Below are 16,942 nucleotides of genomic sequence, written 5' to 3' on the forward strand. Positions count from 1 at the left end.
CAAATTTGGATTACAGAATATCAATCATGATTACCAAAGCGATGAGGATTTGTAAAAGCAGCTGAATATTAACAGAAATATCTGTGTCGGTTGTTGTCACAGTTGCATCTTTTGTATTATAGATAAATATTTTTTGTTTATTTACCTGGCTGGCACTGATTGTTTGCATTAATTCTTGTTCTACCGCTTCCTCATCTCCAGAATCAGCAATGGATAAACGGATAACAATGGAAATAGCTAATTGCAGTGCTGCTTGTAAGGATGCGCCGATTTGCGTATCTGTTGAATTCACATTAATATTACAGGATTCTTTAACCCAGATAACCTCTGCAGATTCTTGTTCCATATACGAAAATTCATCTGCAGTTTGAACAACACTCGCCTCGCCAAAATTCGGGCTGAAGGAATTATCATAATAAGCCGGTGCGTATTGATTATCTTTTGTGTCACAGGCATTTTCTTCAGGTTGACATGCATAATCGTTTCCATATAAGTCATCGTGGAAACGGTTGGTCCCTTCTGTTTTACTTCTGTAGACAGACATCGATTAACACTCCTTTCTTAAAGTTCTAAATTAATTTATGGTATTGATAACTATACTTCCTGTACACCAGCACAAAGAACACGGAAAATAACAAAATCACCTAGTCCAATTTTTAGGGAATATGCAATGCTGCCGTTTTGGGAAAGCAGCACAAAAAATGTGAAGAAATCATATATTTCCTTCACATTTTAGATAGAAATTATTCTGCTTTAGACTCATTCTTCTTTTCCTGAAACTCCTCTACCTGCGCTTTTAAATCCGTCACCATTTCTTTTAACATTTCACGCTGTTTTTCAGAAAGGTTATTTTTCACTTCTTCTGGTTTAATCCCGTTCTTACGGAAAATACTGTCTACCATTACCTCAACCACTTTATTGGACATCATTGGGTCTTTAGATGATTCGCTCATTATTTCATCTCCTTCCTTCATAGATACTCCATCTTATGGAGAAAAAGTTCAGATTGACTATGCTCACGTCTACAGCGAGATAAATAATGAGAGGCGCGTTTGTCTTATGGACTGGAATCAAGCAATAAAACATGCTAAAATAAAGAATTGCAAGACGAAAAATGAATAAACGAAACCAGACTCATTTGTATCTTGCAAATATAAATGAACAGGTGGTAAACCAAATGGAAACAAATCAAGAATATCGCGTTTTACTTTATTACAATTATGTGCATATTGAGGATCCGGAAGCATTTGCGGCTGAGCATCTTAAATATTGCAACGAGCTTGGGCTAAAAGGACGTATTTTAGTAGCTGAAGAAGGCATTAACGGAACTGTTTCAGGGACAGTGGAACAGACAAATGCCTATATGGAGCATATGCATGCAGATTCTCGCTTTGAAGATATGACATTCAAAGTAGATGCTCATGATAAGCATGCTTTCAAAAAAATGCATGTCCGTCCCAGAAACGAATTAGTTACACTGCGTTTAGAAGATGATATTAACCCGTTAGAAACAACCGGAAAATATTTGGAACCGAAAGAATTCTATGAAGCATTACAGGACGAAGATACCATCGTATTGGATGCCCGCAATGATTATGAATATGATTTGGGACATTTCCGCGGCGCAATCCGCCCAGATATCAAGACATTCCGTGAACTGCCCGAGTGGGTCCAAGAAAACAAAGAAATGCTTGAAGATAAAAAAATCGTAACATATTGCACAGGCGGCATTCGCTGTGAGAAATTCAGCGGCTGGCTGAAGGATGAAGGCTTTGATGATGTAGGTCAATTACATGGCGGCATTGTTACTTACGGAAAGGATCCGGAAGTTCAAGGCGAGTTATGGGATGGACAGCTGTATGTATTTGACGAGCGTATCAGCGTTCCTGTTAACCAAAAAGAACATGTCATCATTGGCAAGGATTACTTTGACGGAGAGCCTTGTGAGCGTTATGTAAACTGTGCAAATCCAGAGTGTAATCGACAAATGCTTGCTTCTGAGGAAAATGAACATAAATACTTACGCGGATGCACGCATGAATGCCGGGTGACACCACGTAACCTTTATGTGAAAGAACATGATTTATCCACAGAAGAAGTGAAAGCCCGCTTAGCAGCGATTGGGGAAACACTTCCAGAAACAACAACGGTTTAATCATATAGATATGAAAACAGGCTGGAGAATTTAGATTCCCCAGCCTGTTTCTTATTTCTGATAAGTAATTGTCCATTCCCTATCTGACTTCTTCATCTCTACACCAATATAACCTTCTTCAATCAGCTTCTCTTGCCCGTCAATATCGTTCATATTTATCTCCGTTTGATTTTCCGCCCTGATTTCTTTTAATTTTAAATCATTACAATAAACATAGCGCAGCTTTCCGCCATACTTCTCTTTTACTTTATAAATGCGCATCCCCAGTGCAAATTTATCTTTCATGCTTGGAATATTTCCGGGAGCTACTGTAGCTAAGACATAACGGAAAAGTGAAGTATCTAATTGATTCATAATGAATCGGCCCATTTGGGTTTGTAAATGGTTGCCCCGGTAATTTGGATGTACATTGGAAATCTCTGAATAAATGATTTCTGCAAATTCTTCTTCTGTCAAGCCGATATCGCTTCCTAGCCCTTCTTCATCAGCAGCTGGATTCAGAAAAGCCCGGAAAGCAATCAGCCTGTCTTGATGAAAGATACCGACCATCAGCGGCTCTCCCTCTAATATCGTCCGAAATTCACTTTCATCCAGCGTCTCCAGCCTTTTTTTATCCTCTAAAGCTTCATAAACAATCGTTTGCAATTCTAAAATATCGGGTAAATCCGTAGTAGTGAGATAACGTAAATAAGCATTTTTTTCATCCGTCTTTAATGGAATATCTTTTATTATTTTAGTCACAAATAAACGCCCTTTCTTGCTATAATACAATTGGAATTATTTTTAATGCATGTACATCTTATCATTTTTTTCGAGGTGAAGTAATATGACAACTATCTATGATTTTTCAGCAAAAACAATGGAAGGCGAAGAGAAATCGCTGTCAGATTATGAAGGGAAAGTACTGCTCATCGTAAACACTGCAAGCAAATGCGGCTTCACCCCTCAGTTTGAAGGCTTACAAAGACTATATGAAAAGTATAAAGATCAGAATTTTGAAGTACTCGGTTTTCCTTGTAATCAATTTGGTCATCAAGATCCAGGAGCAGACGAAGAAATTAACCAATTTTGCCAGTTGAACTACGGGGTTACATTTCAAATGTTTTCCAAAGTCGACGTAAAAGGAAAAAATGTGCATCCGCTTTTTGATTTTTTAACGACCGAGCAAAAAGGGATATTAGGCGAACAGATCAAATGGAATTTTACGAAATTCCTCGTTGATACGGATGGAAAAGTTGCAAAACGATTTGGTCCGCAAAAAAATCCGGATACGATGGAAAAGGATATCGAAGCACTTCTTAAATCGGAAAACAGCGGAGAAGGATAACATCCTTCTCCGCTGTTTTCTAACTAGTTAGACCAAAGCCTGCGCTTTATTTTTATTAAATTCTTCTTTCATTGCTTTCAAAGCTTCTTCATTTGTTAATAAATCATAGCCTGTTTTTGCTAGAGAGAGCGCTCCTTCGTACAAAGCCAAGTGCCCGTCTTCTGTAATCGTCTGGTCAGCAAATTCTTTCGTATGCCCAATCAACCCTTCTTTGTTTAAGCCGATATAAGGGTGGATTGCCGGAACGACCTGGCTGACATTTCCCATATCAATGGAGCCATAGCTTTCCTTTGAACCGTGCACAGGTAGTCTGCTTGTTTCTTTTAAATTTGCTGTAAATAGATCGGATAACACTTTATTTGTTGTCATATCATCGTAGCTTAATTCATAATTGGATATCTCTAATGTTGCTCCTGTCATGGAAGCGGCGCCTTCAGCAATATTTTTCACCTTTTCCACAACCTCATTCAGGTAAGAGCGATCCGCTGCGCGGACATAGAATTGAGCAACTGCTTTATCAGGCACCACATTGGCAGCCTCTCCTCCTTCAGGAATGACGCCATGAATACGGACATCTGATTTCACATGCTGTCTTAATGCGTTAATGCCATTAAATAATTGCAGTACGCTATCTAATGCATTAATTCCTTCTTCCGGAGCAGCTGCAGCATGTGCTGTTTTTCCATGATATTCAAACTGGATCGCATCCATTGCCAAGGAATCACCGCTCTCCTGCGAAACATCACTGGGATGTAAAATCATCGCAGCATCTACCCCTTCAAATACACCCTGCTCACTCATCGGCACTTTTGCTCCGTTTGTCTCTTCAGCAGGCGTACCGAATACATGAACGGTTCCGCCAATTTCATCGATCAGCTTGCTTAATACCACGCCTGCTCCGACACTCATGGTTCCAATTAAATTATGTCCACAGCCATGTCCGATTCCTGGAAGCGCATCATACTCAGCTAAGTATGCAATCTGAGGACCAGGCTTTCCGCTTGAATAGGTCGCTTTAAATGCAGTATCACGGCCAACAATTCCTTTTTCTACGTCAAATTGATGTACTGTTAAATAATCTGTTAACCGCTTCATTGATTCAAATTCTTGATCTCCCAACTCTGGATGATTAAAAATTGTATCGCTTAAATCTGTTAAATCATGTATCACTTTATCTAATTCATTTTTTAAATTTGCTTTCATTATTATTCCCTCACTCAATGTATATATATAAATCAACATGTATATTTATAACACATATTGCATGACGATTCAACAAATGAGCACTATTCCTGCACAGTCTCTCCGAAGAAGCTAGAGCGTATTCTTAACTATCAGAGAGTATTTGGTATCATATAGCTGTTAATAACTGCTATATATCCTAGATGCAGCGTTATCCCGTCTTACGAAGGATAATCGCCTTATAGCCCATTTGAATATATTGAAACATTTCTGTAACATAAAACGAAACTTCATTCAGTGGGAGTTTTTGTTCTTCTCCCACTGAATGTTAGTTGAGTGATTCAGGGAGTTAGCGTCCGTTATCTCCCGCCTAAATAAATTTATTTTTACGCTTTATTTTGAGGCGGGAGTTTTACGGACGGTTCTCCGTGATAAAACAAAACTTCATTCAGCGGGAGGTTTACAGAAGATTCTTCGTGATAAAAAATAATTGACTTATTAAGTTGATAAGTCTTTATTAGAGACAATTTAAAAAGATACATACAAAATGGATTTCTTAAATACAAAAGATGTTTTTTATGATCCGTTAGAACACGATGTATATAGGAGGAAAAGCATATTGAAAATTTTGCAATGGGTTGATAAAGCCTTTATGAAGCTGGAAGAATTTATTCTGAGCTTCGCTATTATACTGATTTCTTTTATGATTATCGGCAATGTTATTGCCAGAGAAGTTTTTAATTCAGGTGCATTTTATTTCGCTTATGAAGTCAGTCAATTTGCAATTGTTATCGCTACATTTATGGGGATTGCTTATGCAGCAAGAAAAGGAAGACATATCAGTATGTCAGCGTTTTATGATTTCGCCCCTTTTAAAGTACGAAAAGTAATGATGATTATCATTAACTTCGTTGCAAGTATCTTTATGTTTATACTTGCATACTTCTCTTACAGCTTTGTAATGTTTGAATATAACACAGGTGCTGTTACTACCTCTCTGGAGCTTCCGAGATATCTAATGGGTGTATTCATTCCAATTGGCTTCTTAACAGCAGGTATCCAATATTTACGAAACACGTATATCAATTTTACTGCGAAGGCAAAGGATACCGTGTATATAGGGATTGATGCTCCAGATTACAATGATCAGAAAAAAAAGCAGGATATTAAATTAGAAGATATTAATTTGTAAACTGAAAACGTGCAGAAAGGAAAAACTTATGTTAGCGACATTATTATCGATAATGATTGTATTACTATTTTTGAATTTTCCGATGATGATTCCATTAATGTTAGCCCCTGTTGTTGTGATGCTTATCTTTAATCCAAATTTAAATATGGATTTACTGATGGGACAGTTACTAACAGGAATTTCATCTTCTGTTTTACTATGTGTGCCTTTATTTATATTCGCAGCAGATATTATGACTTCGGGGAAAACATCGAATAGATTGTTAGATTTTATCGGTTCCTTTATTGGTCATATTCGCGGTGGTTATGCTGTAACGACTGCAGCTGCGTGCTCCGTATTCGGGGCAATTTCAGGCTCCACCCAAGCAGCCGTGGTAGCAATCGGGCGTCCGATGCGGGACAGAATGCTGAAGGCGGGATATAAAGATTCCAGTGCAATTGCATTAATTATTAACGCAAGCGATGTTGCCCTGCTCATTCCGCCAAGTATCGGCATGATTATTTATGCTCTAGCAGCAGGTTCAGGTGTATCTGTCGGTGATTTATTTATCGCCGGAATTATTCCAGGGATAATGGTTTTTCTCGCTTTTGCCATCTATAGTGTGATTTATGCAAAGGCAAAGGATATTCCGCTTGCTGAGCGCCAGGGCTGGGGAGAACGCTGGAAATTTTTTCGTAAAGCTTTACTTCCTTTAGCCTTTCCAGTAATCATAGTCGGCGGTATTTATACAGGGATATTCAGTCCGGTAGAAGCATCCGGTATTGCGGTACTCTATGCATTTATTCTAGAAGTCTTTATTTTCCGGACCATTCCATTAAAAAAGATTCCGAGTATTGCCCTTTCCACCGGGCTAGTTACATCAGCCGTATTTGTATTGGTAGCCGGCGGTCAATTATTCTCATGGGTGCTTGGGTACGCCAGAATTCCGCAGCAAATATCCGAAGCAGTGTTAGGAACGGATCCAAGTGCTATTTATGTACTTATTGTTGTCAGTATCTTTTTCTTTATAGGCTGTATGTTTGTTGATCCGATTGTTGTGATTCTCGTATTAACACCAATATTTATACCGGCAGCAGAAACTGCAGGAGTAGACCTCATCCACCTTGGAATTATTATTACCTTCCAGGCAGCATTAGGCTCTGCAACACCGCCATTTGGCGTAGATATATTTACCGCTAGTGCGGTATTTAACAAACCATACTTGGAAGTAATTCGAAGTACACCGCCATATATTTTGATTTTATTACTCATTGGTGTGCTATTAATTTTCTTCCCGCAATTATCATTAGTACTTATTAATTAATAAAACAGGTTTATCTCTGTTTTATATATAAAAATTAGGGGGTATTTATTATTTTAAACAAGAGATTTCTATGGATGCTTTCCTCTATTATAGCGCTCAGCTTATTATTAGCAGCGTGCGGAGGAAGCGATGATGGAGAAAGTAATGGAGATACCGGCAATGGAGAATTTGAAGAGCAGTCTTGGCAGTTTGTAACGGAAGAGCTTCAAGGCGAGGTTCAATATGAATACGCCGCGGAATTCGCAAACCGTATCAGCGAAAAAACAGATGGAGCGATTACCGTTGAACCGCTGGAGTTCGGTGCTTTGGGCAGTGAAGTGGATCAAGCCCAATTACTTCAGCAGGGCGGAGTTGAGCTGGCTGTAATGTCTCCAGGCTTCACCGGGAACCAGGTACAAGATGGACAAATCTTCTCTCTGCACTATTTCTTCCCTTCTGATCAAGAGCAGGTACAGGAAGTATTGACAAATAGTGAAGCATTGAATCAGGATTTACGTGCCAAGTATGAAGAACATGGTATTTCTCCGCTATCTTACTGGACAGAAGGAGCAATGGCTTGGTCCAGTAACGCCGGGATTGAATCTCCTGACGACTGGAGCGGTTTAAACATTCGTGTTCAGGAATCACCGCTTATGCGTGAAACATATGCTGCTTATGGAGCAACTGTTCAATCACTAAGCTGGGATGAATTATATACAGCACTGGACCGCGGAACGGTAGATGCACAAGAAAATCCCATTTTCTTTATTCAATCAGCGAGCTTCCATGAAGTACAGAATACCGTTACCGTCTCTAACCATAATAACTATGTTGCCATGACAACAGTGAATACAGATTGGTATAACGGCTTGGATGATAATGTGAAAGAAGTAGTCGACGAAACGGTAGCAGAAATGCAGAATTGGGTATTTGAGGAGCAAACGGCGCAAAACCAAGAGGGTATCAATGCGATTGAAGCAGATACGGATAGTCCGACAGAAATCATTGAATTAACAGATGAACAGATTGAAGAATTTAGAGAGGTTGCAGAGCCTGTACATCAATATTATCGTGATGAAGTATCCGATATCGATCAGGATATTTTCGATAAGCTGCAAGAAGAAATTGCGGATGTAATGGGTGAGTAATAGAGAACACCCGCTTTTAACTTTATGTAAAAGCGGGTGCTTATTATTTCTTACACAAACAGGCTGAGATTTGTCTCACCTGTTTATTTATGATTAATAAGCTCTGGCCCAGTAAACTAATTCTTTTGCTTTTTTACCACAGCATACACATGTTTCCGATACGCTTTCCGGTTCAAATGGGATACAGCGGGAGGTTGCGGATGTTTCTTCTTTAATCTGTTCTTCACAAGCAACATCTCCACACCACATTGCTTTGACAAATCCGCCTTTTTCGATTTCTGTTTTAAATTCATCCATATCCTTCGCAGTATGTGTCATCTCTACACGATGTTCCAGCGCACGTTTATAAAGGTTTGCCTGTACTTCATCCAATAAGGCAGCCAGACGCTCTTCTACATCGGTTAAGGCGACAAATTCTTTTTCTCCCGTATCACGGCGGACAAGAACAACCTGTTCTTTTTCAATATCCTTTGGCCCCATTTCGATACGGACCGGGATACCTTTCATTTCATATTCATTAAATTTCCAGCCCGGCATTTTATCACTGCCGTCAATATCAACACGGGCAATATCAGCTAACTGGTCACGTAAGGCATATGCTTTGTCCAGTACGCCTTCTTTGTGCTGCGCAATCGGTACAATCATCGCCTGTGTCGGAGCAATCTTTGGAGGCACTACTAATCCGCGGTTGTCTCCGTGTACCATAATTAATGCACCCATAATCCGGGTAGATAATCCCCAGGAAGTTTGATGCACAAATTGGCTTTCACCGTTTTCATCCAGGTACGTAATGTCAAATGCTTCTGCAAATCCGGAACCAAAATGATGAGAAGTACCGGATTGCAAGGCTTTTCCATCATGCATCAACGCTTCAATCGTTAACGTGAATTCAGCTCCGGCAAATTTTTCTTTATCTGTTTTCTTTCCTTTTAGAACAGGAATTGCTAGATAGTCTTCCACCAGCTTGGCATAAATTTCAAGCATCCGATTTGTTTCTTCTGTCGCATCGGCATCTGTCGCATGCGCTGTGTGGCCCTCCTGCCAATGAAATTCAGAAGAACGCAGGAACGGGCGTGTTGTTTTTTCCCAGCGAACCACGTTAGACCATTGATTATACAGCTTTGGCAAATCACGATAAGAATGGATATTTTTTGAGTAATAATCACAGAAAAGCACCTCAGAGGTTGGACGCACGGCGATACGTTCTGTTAATTCCTCATCTCCGCCATGGGTTACCCAGGCAACCTCGGGAGCAAATCCTTCTACATGATCCTTCTCTTTTTGCAGTAAGCTTTCAGGAATAAAAAGCGGGAAGGCCACATTGGTGTGCCCTGTTACTTTAAACATACGATCTAATTCATCTTTGATATTTTCCCAAATTGCATAGCCATATGGCTTGATAATCATCGTTCCGCGAACCTGACCGTAGTCCACAAGCTCCGCCTGCTTGACGACGTCTGTATACCATTGTGCGAAATCATTCTCCATCGCTGTAATTTTTTCTACAAATTGCTTATTCTTCTTACCCAAAAGTAAGCACCTCTTTCTTATTTTGCTCTTCTATTATTTGAAATTTCCATGTAAACGCAAAAAATCCTCCATCCAAAAAAAAGGGACCGAGGTTTAGTGGTGGTACCACCCTTGTTTATATATAAGCTGCCATCTATTATTTTATAGACGCGTCCAGCATATATATACACTTTATTGGATAACGGTCCAAAACCGCGCCAATTTCAGAGCAGAACTCCTTATATGGCGAACTCAGAAGGCAGGTTCCCTTGTCTGTCTAAGAAAAAGTCTCAGCATTCTTTTTCTCTCTGTGTTAGACATTTACAACGTACTATTCTCCGTCAACATTTCAACTATGCTTTTAATATATAGTTCTCACTGATGAAAGTCAAGAAGCTGACGATTTTTTTCATATATGCTGTCCAGTTAAAACCAAATTGCAATGAAGAACCAGGCAATCATTATTAGCTGCAATACTACTTTCGCAACCGATCCGCCTAAAAACCCTAAAAAAGAACCAATCGACGCGCGGATTGCTTCTTTTGCTGTCCTGCGCTGTATCATTTCAATAGCAAGAACCGTAAAAAATGGCACATAAATAATTCCAAATGGCGGTGTAATAAATGATCCGACAATAACAGCAACCGCAGCTCCTCTTTCGCCTGCCTTACTCCCGCCAAATTTTTTCACAAAATAACTGTTGGCGATAATATCCGCTACAAAAAGAATAACTGTGATAACTATCATTCCTGTCCAAAACCACCAGGTCAGGGAGTCACTGTTTATAAAGAAATAATAGACTAAAAATCCGCCCCAAATCGCGATAACTGATGGAATCATTGGGAAAATAATTCCTAGAAAGCTTGCGATAAATAATAGGATAATGATAATCCATAATAAAATATCCAATTCGTCCACGCTCCTTCTTAAAAAACTTCCTTTTTAAATCCTTCTCTTTAAGCACTCTTTTTAAACATACTGGATAGCCTGGTCTCTTCTTTTAATAGAATACGGCGATAATTTTCCATATGTTTGTATATACATAACAATGTTAAAAAAATCACTACCAGCGCAGGTCCATTCCCAAAGAAATAATAGGTTGTAATTAAAAAGGAAAGATACATAAACAGCACACCAATAACAAGGTAGTCCGTTGCAAAGGTAAAGAATAATAAGATAGCAATTCCAATTAATGCAACCCGCCAATCAATGGCAATTAGTGCGCCTATTAACGATGCCGTGCCCTTACCGCCACTGAATTTCATCGTAATTGGATAATTATGACCAATAATAACACATAAAGCCGTCAAATAAATAGATAGCGAAATTCTCTCAGCCGACATTCCCGCTTCATTTAAAATAAAGAGAACAAGCAAAATGGCAAGTGTCGCTTTAAAAATATCGATAAGCGCAACAACAATCCCATATTTCCAGCCTAGCAGAATCGTTGTATTCGATGCTCCGGCATTCTTTACGCCTTCCCCCTTAATATCCCGCTTTTTTATCTTGCCAACGATTTGCGATCCATGAATACAGCCAAAAATATAGCCAATCAAACAGCTGATGAGGTAATAATACATTGTTTTCCCTCCATTTCTGTCAAGTTTATCTCATTATATGTCTAGATCAGCGAAGAAATCAATTTGCAAAACTGCCAGATTTCGCTAACTGCTCAATCCTTCACCAAAAGCCCGTACATGTTATGATAGAGCTAGAGATTCTTTTTAAAGGAGCCCAAAATATCGAATGAAAGCTTTAAAGCATTTTACGCTTTCTTGGATTGCCATTATTCTTTTTATAGGTTTGCTGTTCTGGCTTTACGAGCAGACAACCCCTTCTTATGAAAGAGTGGATGGAGAAGAAACAGTATCAGAACTTCATCCCGATGTCCAAGAAGCGGTGGATACGTTAATTGATCGTGCAGATGATATAGATATAGAGGTCGTTATTACAGATGGTCTGCGTACAGAGGAAGAGCAGGAAACACTGTACGCCAGAGGCAGAGAAAATGAAGAAGATATTGTTACCCATGCCAGAGCCGGGGAAAGCTATCATAATTATGGGCTGGCTGTCGATTATGCGATTCGTAATCATGATGGAGAGGTTATTTGGGATATCCATTATGATGGAAATAACAATGGAGAGTCTGATTGGTTTGAAGTTGCAGACATTGCAAAGGAATTAGGTTTTGAATGGGGCGGAGATTTTAATAGCTTTACAGATTACCCGCATCTGCAAATGACATTTGGTTTGAGCATTTCTGAGTTGCAGCAGGGGTACCGTCCTCCTGTTGAAGAAGAATAAGATGGTCTGATTTATTATATTCGAATATATTTCACAAAAAGAAATGCAGGCAGAAAAAAAGTTTCTGCCTGCATTTCTTTTTATCATTCTATTTTAAAACAGACGAAGTTCCTTGATTTCGCTCTTGGTTTTATCAGTTCCAATATCATATAATTTGCGGTAGAGGGCAATCAAATCTCCCTCGTAATTATCTCGTTTGGCATCGACAGGCTGTTCATCAAATGGTTTTCCTACGAATTTAACGGCATCCTTTGCATTTTTTTCTTTTCTGGCAAATAAAACTTCCACTTCTTTTACCTCTTCCGGTGTCGCATATATTTCATACTCAATTCCGTTTTCAGGTAGCGAAACCTCTCGGATTTCCTCCGTATCCACTGTTACATAGTATTTCTTTCGTGCCATCTTTGGAAACCTCCTTTATAAAAATATTACCTATTTTGGGAGGTCTAAAACTTCTCTATTGGATTAGGAAAAAATATGGCTTGGATTACCGTCTGTTTTTCACAGCAGGAGATGCCCCTTTAAAACAGACAATACAGCCCGTTTTATTCCGCAATATATTGCGAGGTTTCCTCCCCGGAAGCCTCTGTAAATGCAGAAAAAGAACGATATTCTTCACCCTTCCAAATCCAGATGCCTTCTTCTTCTGATTCTCTATAATAAATATTTTCAATCAAACGATTATCTCTGTTTTCCTGAAAGAAATTCGCAATAAAAATACGCGATGGACCGGCAGTGAATTCATTTTCCTTTATTTCATTATCATGCACATTATACTGCACCAGAAGCTGGCCGCCGTCTAAGTCTTTCGTATCGTTTTGATACAGGATATTCTTCGTAATCAGCGTATCACGAGTGCCGCCTCTCTCTTCATCATAGCCGCCAATAGCAATTCCAGTGTAATAATTATTTGAAATCAGATTATCTATAATTTGTATACCTTCCGCATATTTCCCGGCATGTTCCGAAGTAGCTTCAATACCTATATCATTCTCATATAATTCATTTTTCTTAATCAGGATATCTTTTCCGCCATCTACATAAATAGCCGCCGCACTATACTCGCCATCGTACGCCAGATTTGTAGAAGAGGAAATATGGTGGACTGTATTATTTTGGACCGTCCCATTACGGACATAATCCGCAGCGGGATTATTGGCAACACCTTCATATCCTATCAGATCGATTCCAATATTATCACTGAACTGAACGCTATTTCCATCTACCGTAAACCCGTCAATATCACCATTTAACACAATCGATTCACTGGTACCTAACTTTAAATCCTCAACGATATTATCTATGATATTTATATCTTTCATTGAATCCGTACCATATACCGCAATCCCGTGTCCGTTCCCTTCCTCATGCCACGTTTTTATTCCTTTGACAAAGTTGTCTCTCACTGTAATATGGCTGCTGGAACCGCTGATGAAAAGCCCCATTACCGTTTCATCCATTGCATCTGTCGTTACATTTTGGATAGTCAATCCTTCTATATTTATGTAATTTTTATCCTCCAGAACAACAAGTGCACGGTTTCCATCCACAGTATTCAAACTCTCGCCGTCCATAATAACTTCTTCCCCTTCAAACGCTTGAAAGGAGATTGGCTTGTGCCTCGTGCCGCTGTGCTGGACGATCAGCGGCTCCTTATACGTCCCTTCCCGAATATATACAGTAGCGCCCGCCTCCGCTTCCGAGCTGGCTTTAGCAATTGTCTGAAAGGGAGACTCCAATGTACCTTCATTTTGATCGTTTCCATCCATTGCTACATAAATTACTTGGTTTGTAGAATACAGCGAACAGACAGTAAATAAAACACCGGCAGCTGCACATGCTGCAATCATAAATAATCCCATACTCTTCATGGCTTTCTCCTAGATAACCTTATTTCTTTTCTTCTTTCTGATTCTCCTCATTGCCGTTACCGTCGCTATTCTTCTTCTCCTCTTCACCAGGAAGCGGATCTATTTTATGCTTATAGCCATACCCTTTTGATAATGTAACCAAGGATAAAATAATAACCATTGCAACCACAATGACCGAAATAGCAATTACTGCGATATAGGACCCCATAATATACCTCCATCATCTTTTCTTATATTCTATCCTATTAAACTATGCATGCCTTTTCAATTAATTTCTATTTTGCTGTAAGTTACTGCGCCTCCAATATAAGAAACCACTTACTCCCCTTTGCTTGTACCATATTGGGACTTAGTATAAACTCTAGTATGTATGTTATTAAAGTTTATCACGGAGAATCACTCGGAAATCTCTTTATGATAGAAGTTTCTTTTTTAGTAAGTTGAAATAAAAAATGCGTGCAAAGGAGCAATACAATAATGCCAGAACCTATCGTTACCTATCAAAATGTTCATAAATCCTTTGGGAATGTGGAGATATTGAAGGGGATTGATTTAGATATATATCCAGGTGAAAAAGTCGCTGTCATTGGTCCAAGCGGATCAGGGAAAACAACAATTATCCGGATGCTGATGACATTAGAGCAGCCAACATCTGGAGACATTATCGTAGACGGCCGCAATTTGTGGAAAATGGAGAAGAACGGAAAATGGATGCATGCGAATGAAAATCATCTGCGCTCTATTCGCGGTGAGATTGGAATGGTATTTCAGCATTTCAATCTATTTCCGCATATGACGATTTTAGAAAATTGTATGACAGCGCCTATGCATGTGAAAAACGAAGTAAAAAACGAAGTAAAAAAGCGCTCGATAGAAATGCTGGAGCGTGTAGGACTCGGGAGTAAACTGGATAATTATCCAAGTCAGCTTTCAGGCGGACAAAAACAGCGGGTAGCCATGGCCCGTGCCCTTGTGATGCGTCCTAAAATCATGTTATTTGATGAGGTTACCTCTGCACTTGACCCGGAGCTGGTCGGAGAGGTGCTAAATGTTATTCGTGATATTGCAGAAAATGATGATATGGCGATGGTTCTTGTCACGCATGAAATGAACTTCGCCCTGGATATAGCGGATAAGGTACTCTTTTTAGATGAAGGGGTTATCGCAGAGCAAGGTGCAGCAAGTGAGGTCATCGAGCATTCAGAGAACCCTCGTGTTCAATCCTTTTTGCAGCGTTTTAGAGGGTGAGCGAAAAATATTTAATCCTCCCCAGCCATGTTTAGCTTCGGCTGAGGTTTTTATAGATATTTTATGTTTCTGGTTAAACGGGTTCAAATGGGTTACCTATCAATATTTTAATTTTGAAGTTTCACTTATAATTTAAAGGAAAAATATTCCGTAAAGGCAATAATATAAGAGGAAAAGGCTCTTAGGGGAGCAAAGGATTTCGTATATTACGAATGTATTAAAAAAACCAGCCGGATTGACTGGTTTTTTCCTGTTATGCAAAATAAGAATTTATGAAACTTCCTCTCCTTCATCAGGAAGCTTTCAATAACTCCGACTGATGTTTTTCTTCATATTTTCGCGCCCAGCGGACAAGCAGATACGCAAATGGTGTATCAACCGCTGCAACGGTAAACTTCCAAATATATTGCGAGACAATCATTCCCAGTAAAACAGATGTCGGGACAACGCCCCAAAAAGCAATCGTAATAAATAGGACGGTATCAAAGAGCTGGCTCGTCATCGTTGATAAATTATTACGCAGCCACAGCTTTTTCCTTCCATGCCGCTGTTTTAACGTATGAAAAATGGAAACATCCAGGTGCTGGCTGACAAAATAAGAAACCAGGCTTGCTAAAATTATCCGGAAGCTCCCATTAAAAATCTCTTCAAAGGCAGCCTGTGATTGGAAATCGGCAGCCGGCGGAAGCTGAATGGAAATATAAATAAATACCATGGCAAGCACCTGTGTGAGAAAACCAGCCTGGACCGTTCTCCGAGCTGCCTTTTTTCCATAAACTTCCCCAATGACATCCGTCATCAAATAAGTAATCACATATACAATCGCTGCAGCGGGCAATACAATACTTCCCATTTCAAATAATTTAACCGACAAAATATTCGATAATAATAATAGGCCGACAAAAACGGCAGTGAAATAAATATACATTCTCCTGTTCCCTTCTCTTCAAAGGTGCAAGGATCTTAGTTTCCCTCTATCGATTATCAATCTTTTCCGGATACATATCATGCTGCATTAACCGGTTTTCTGCCATCTTTTCAAATTTTGTCCCCGCTTTTCCATAATTGCAATACGGGTCGATGGAAATACCTCCGCGGGGCGTAAACTTTCCTCTTACTTCAATATAACGCGGATCCATCAGCTCAATTAAATCGTTCATAATAATATTGACACAGTCCTCATGGAAGTCACCATGATTCCGGAAACTGAATAAATATAATTTTAAAGACTTACTCTCTACCATTTTGATATCTGGAATATAGCTGATATAAATCGTCCCAAAATCCGGCTGATTCGTTATCGGACAAAGCGTTGTAAATTCCGGACAGTTTAATTTCACAAAATAATCACGATTTGGATGCTGATTATCAAATGTTTCTAAAATCTCAGGTGTATAATCAAACGCATATTTCGTTTCTTTATTCCCCAGCAATTCAATTCCTTGAAGATCCTTCTCACTTCTTCCTGCCATACTCGTCACCTCCTTTAGATATATTACGATAACAGAAATCAGTTATTTTCTATTACCTTGCAGTTCAAAACTTCCTCACATAGAAAAAGCCGTGCTCCCAAGGAACACGGCTTGATAATCGCAAGTTGTCCTTAGTTTTTTATAGAGGGTTTAAGCTAAGAACCTCTGCCTGAAGTTTAAAATAACACTTCATATTATAAGAATAGATAAAAGGCATGTCAAATTTTCTTTTTATCCCAGCCATCCTCTATC

The 16,942-nt window shown here is 39.3% G+C and carries 19 protein-coding genes, 1 riboswitch and 1 other annotated feature; of the genes, 7 read left to right on the forward strand and 12 right to left on the reverse strand.

The annotated features are described in order from the left end of the window. Positions 1–10 precede the first annotated feature (10 nt). Together ACFO3P_RS07245 and ACFO3P_RS07250 are read right to left on the reverse strand one after the other, a co-directional pair. Positions 11–544 carry a spore coat protein gene (locus ACFO3P_RS07245; RefSeq protein WP_042532318.1) on the reverse strand — a complete coding sequence of 178 codons (534 nt, stop codon included), beginning with the start codon at positions 542–544 and terminating at the stop codon, positions 11–13. A gap of 199 nt (positions 545–743) precedes the next feature. Continuing rightward, the gene (locus ACFO3P_RS07250) at positions 744–953 is read right to left on the reverse strand and encodes a hypothetical protein (RefSeq protein WP_042532316.1); all 210 of its coding nucleotides are present in this window, start codon (positions 951–953) and stop codon (positions 744–746) included. Positions 954–1,177: 224 nt separating this feature from the next. Between ACFO3P_RS07250 and trhO the strand changes: the two genes are divergently transcribed. Further along, entirely contained in the window at positions 1,178–2,155 is a 978-nt protein-coding gene (gene trhO, locus ACFO3P_RS07255; RefSeq protein ID WP_042532314.1) for an oxygen-dependent tRNA uridine(34) hydroxylase TrhO, read from the forward strand. Between the two features lie 51 nt (positions 2,156–2,206). Here trhO and ACFO3P_RS07260 read toward each other — a convergent pair whose 3' ends face one another. Next, positions 2,207–2,896 (reverse strand): hypothetical protein, encoded by a 690-nt coding sequence (locus ACFO3P_RS07260; RefSeq protein WP_226895019.1) that lies wholly within the window; start codon positions 2,894–2,896, stop codon positions 2,207–2,209. Between the two features lie 85 nt (positions 2,897–2,981). Here ACFO3P_RS07260 and ACFO3P_RS07265 point away from each other — a divergent pair, with 85 nt between their 5' ends. Continuing rightward, positions 2,982–3,482 carry a glutathione peroxidase gene (locus tag ACFO3P_RS07265; protein WP_042532312.1) on the forward strand — a complete coding sequence of 167 codons (501 nt, stop codon included), beginning with the start codon at positions 2,982–2,984 and terminating at the stop codon, positions 3,480–3,482. Between the two features lie 27 nt (positions 3,483–3,509). On the opposite strand, the gene ACFO3P_RS07270 is transcribed toward ACFO3P_RS07265, so the two are convergent. Next, on the reverse strand, positions 3,510–4,685 hold the full coding sequence (locus ACFO3P_RS07270) for a M20 family metallopeptidase (protein WP_042532310.1): 1,176 nt from the start codon (positions 4,683–4,685) through the stop codon (positions 3,510–3,512). Between the two features lie 598 nt (positions 4,686–5,283). Here ACFO3P_RS07270 and ACFO3P_RS07275 point away from each other — a divergent pair. The 3 genes from ACFO3P_RS07275 to dctP all read left to right on the forward strand — a co-directional run bounded on the left by ACFO3P_RS07275 (position 5,284) and on the right by dctP (position 8,286). Further along, positions 5,284–5,856: a TRAP transporter small permease gene (locus ACFO3P_RS07275; protein WP_042532308.1), complete on the forward strand. Its 573-nt coding sequence runs from the start codon at positions 5,284–5,286 to the stop codon at positions 5,854–5,856. Between the two features lie 28 nt (positions 5,857–5,884). Further along, on the forward strand, positions 5,885–7,159 hold the full coding sequence (locus ACFO3P_RS07280; protein ID WP_042532306.1) for a TRAP transporter large permease: 1,275 nt from the start codon (positions 5,885–5,887) through the stop codon (positions 7,157–7,159). Positions 7,160–7,233: 74 nt separating this feature from the next. Then, on the forward strand, positions 7,234–8,286 hold the full coding sequence (dctP, locus tag ACFO3P_RS07285) for a TRAP transporter substrate-binding protein DctP (protein ID WP_193064422.1): 1,053 nt from the start codon (positions 7,234–7,236) through the stop codon (positions 8,284–8,286). Between the two features lie 93 nt (positions 8,287–8,379). Here the strand turns inward: dctP and proS are convergent, their stop codons facing one another. From proS to ACFO3P_RS07300, 3 genes are all read right to left on the reverse strand, one after another. Beyond that, a complete protein-coding gene (proS, locus tag ACFO3P_RS07290) occupies positions 8,380–9,816 on the reverse strand; it encodes a proline--tRNA ligase (RefSeq protein WP_289584761.1) in 1,437 nt (478 codons plus the stop codon). 78 nt (positions 9,817–9,894) lie between these two features. Continuing rightward, positions 9,895–10,149 (reverse strand) — a binding site (T-box leader). A gap of 72 nt (positions 10,150–10,221) precedes the next feature. Then, a complete protein-coding gene (locus tag ACFO3P_RS07295; RefSeq protein ID WP_042532301.1) occupies positions 10,222–10,704 on the reverse strand; it encodes a DUF456 domain-containing protein in 483 nt (160 codons plus the stop codon). 47 nt (positions 10,705–10,751) lie between these two features. Then, positions 10,752–11,375, reverse strand: coding sequence for a glycerol-3-phosphate acyltransferase (locus tag ACFO3P_RS07300; protein ID WP_289584762.1), 624 nt, complete (start codon positions 11,373–11,375; stop codon positions 10,752–10,754). Positions 11,376–11,541: 166 nt separating this feature from the next. Between ACFO3P_RS07300 and ACFO3P_RS07305 the strand changes: the two genes are divergently transcribed. Further along, positions 11,542–12,099 carry a M15 family metallopeptidase gene (locus tag ACFO3P_RS07305; protein WP_289584763.1) on the forward strand — a complete coding sequence of 186 codons (558 nt, stop codon included), beginning with the start codon at positions 11,542–11,544 and terminating at the stop codon, positions 12,097–12,099. Between the two features lie 93 nt (positions 12,100–12,192). Here the strand turns inward: ACFO3P_RS07305 and ACFO3P_RS07310 are convergent, their stop codons facing one another. The 3 genes from ACFO3P_RS07310 to ytzI form a co-directional block, all read right to left on the reverse strand. After that, positions 12,193–12,501, reverse strand: coding sequence for a hypothetical protein (locus ACFO3P_RS07310; RefSeq protein ID WP_289584764.1), 309 nt, complete (start codon positions 12,499–12,501; stop codon positions 12,193–12,195). 143 nt (positions 12,502–12,644) lie between these two features. Then, positions 12,645–13,970, reverse strand: coding sequence for a right-handed parallel beta-helix repeat-containing protein (locus ACFO3P_RS07315; protein ID WP_379542321.1), 1,326 nt, complete (start codon positions 13,968–13,970; stop codon positions 12,645–12,647). 19 nt (positions 13,971–13,989) lie between these two features. Next, entirely contained in the window at positions 13,990–14,178 is a 189-nt protein-coding gene (gene ytzI, locus ACFO3P_RS07320; protein ID WP_379542322.1) for a YtzI protein, read from the reverse strand. Positions 14,179–14,447: 269 nt separating this feature from the next. Between ytzI and ehuA the strand changes: the two genes are divergently transcribed. Then, positions 14,448–15,218, forward strand: coding sequence for an ectoine/hydroxyectoine ABC transporter ATP-binding protein EhuA (gene ehuA / locus ACFO3P_RS07325; protein WP_042532291.1), 771 nt, complete (start codon positions 14,448–14,450; stop codon positions 15,216–15,218). Positions 15,219–15,510: 292 nt separating this feature from the next. On the opposite strand, the gene ACFO3P_RS07330 is transcribed toward ehuA, so the two are convergent. Both ACFO3P_RS07330 and queF read right to left on the reverse strand, forming a co-directional pair. Then, entirely contained in the window at positions 15,511–16,146 is a 636-nt protein-coding gene (locus ACFO3P_RS07330; RefSeq protein ID WP_042532289.1) for a queuosine precursor transporter, read from the reverse strand. Between the two features lie 46 nt (positions 16,147–16,192). Next, on the reverse strand, positions 16,193–16,690 hold the full coding sequence (queF, locus tag ACFO3P_RS07335; RefSeq protein WP_193064429.1) for a preQ(1) synthase: 498 nt from the start codon (positions 16,688–16,690) through the stop codon (positions 16,193–16,195). Positions 16,691–16,815: 125 nt separating this feature from the next. Continuing rightward, positions 16,816–16,862, reverse strand: a riboswitch (PreQ1 riboswitch). Positions 16,863–16,942 lie beyond the last annotated feature (80 nt).

The organism is Oceanobacillus aidingensis (assembly GCF_042654105.1).
GTDB lineage: Bacteria > Bacillota > Bacilli > Bacillales > Amphibacillaceae > Oceanobacillus > Oceanobacillus oncorhynchi.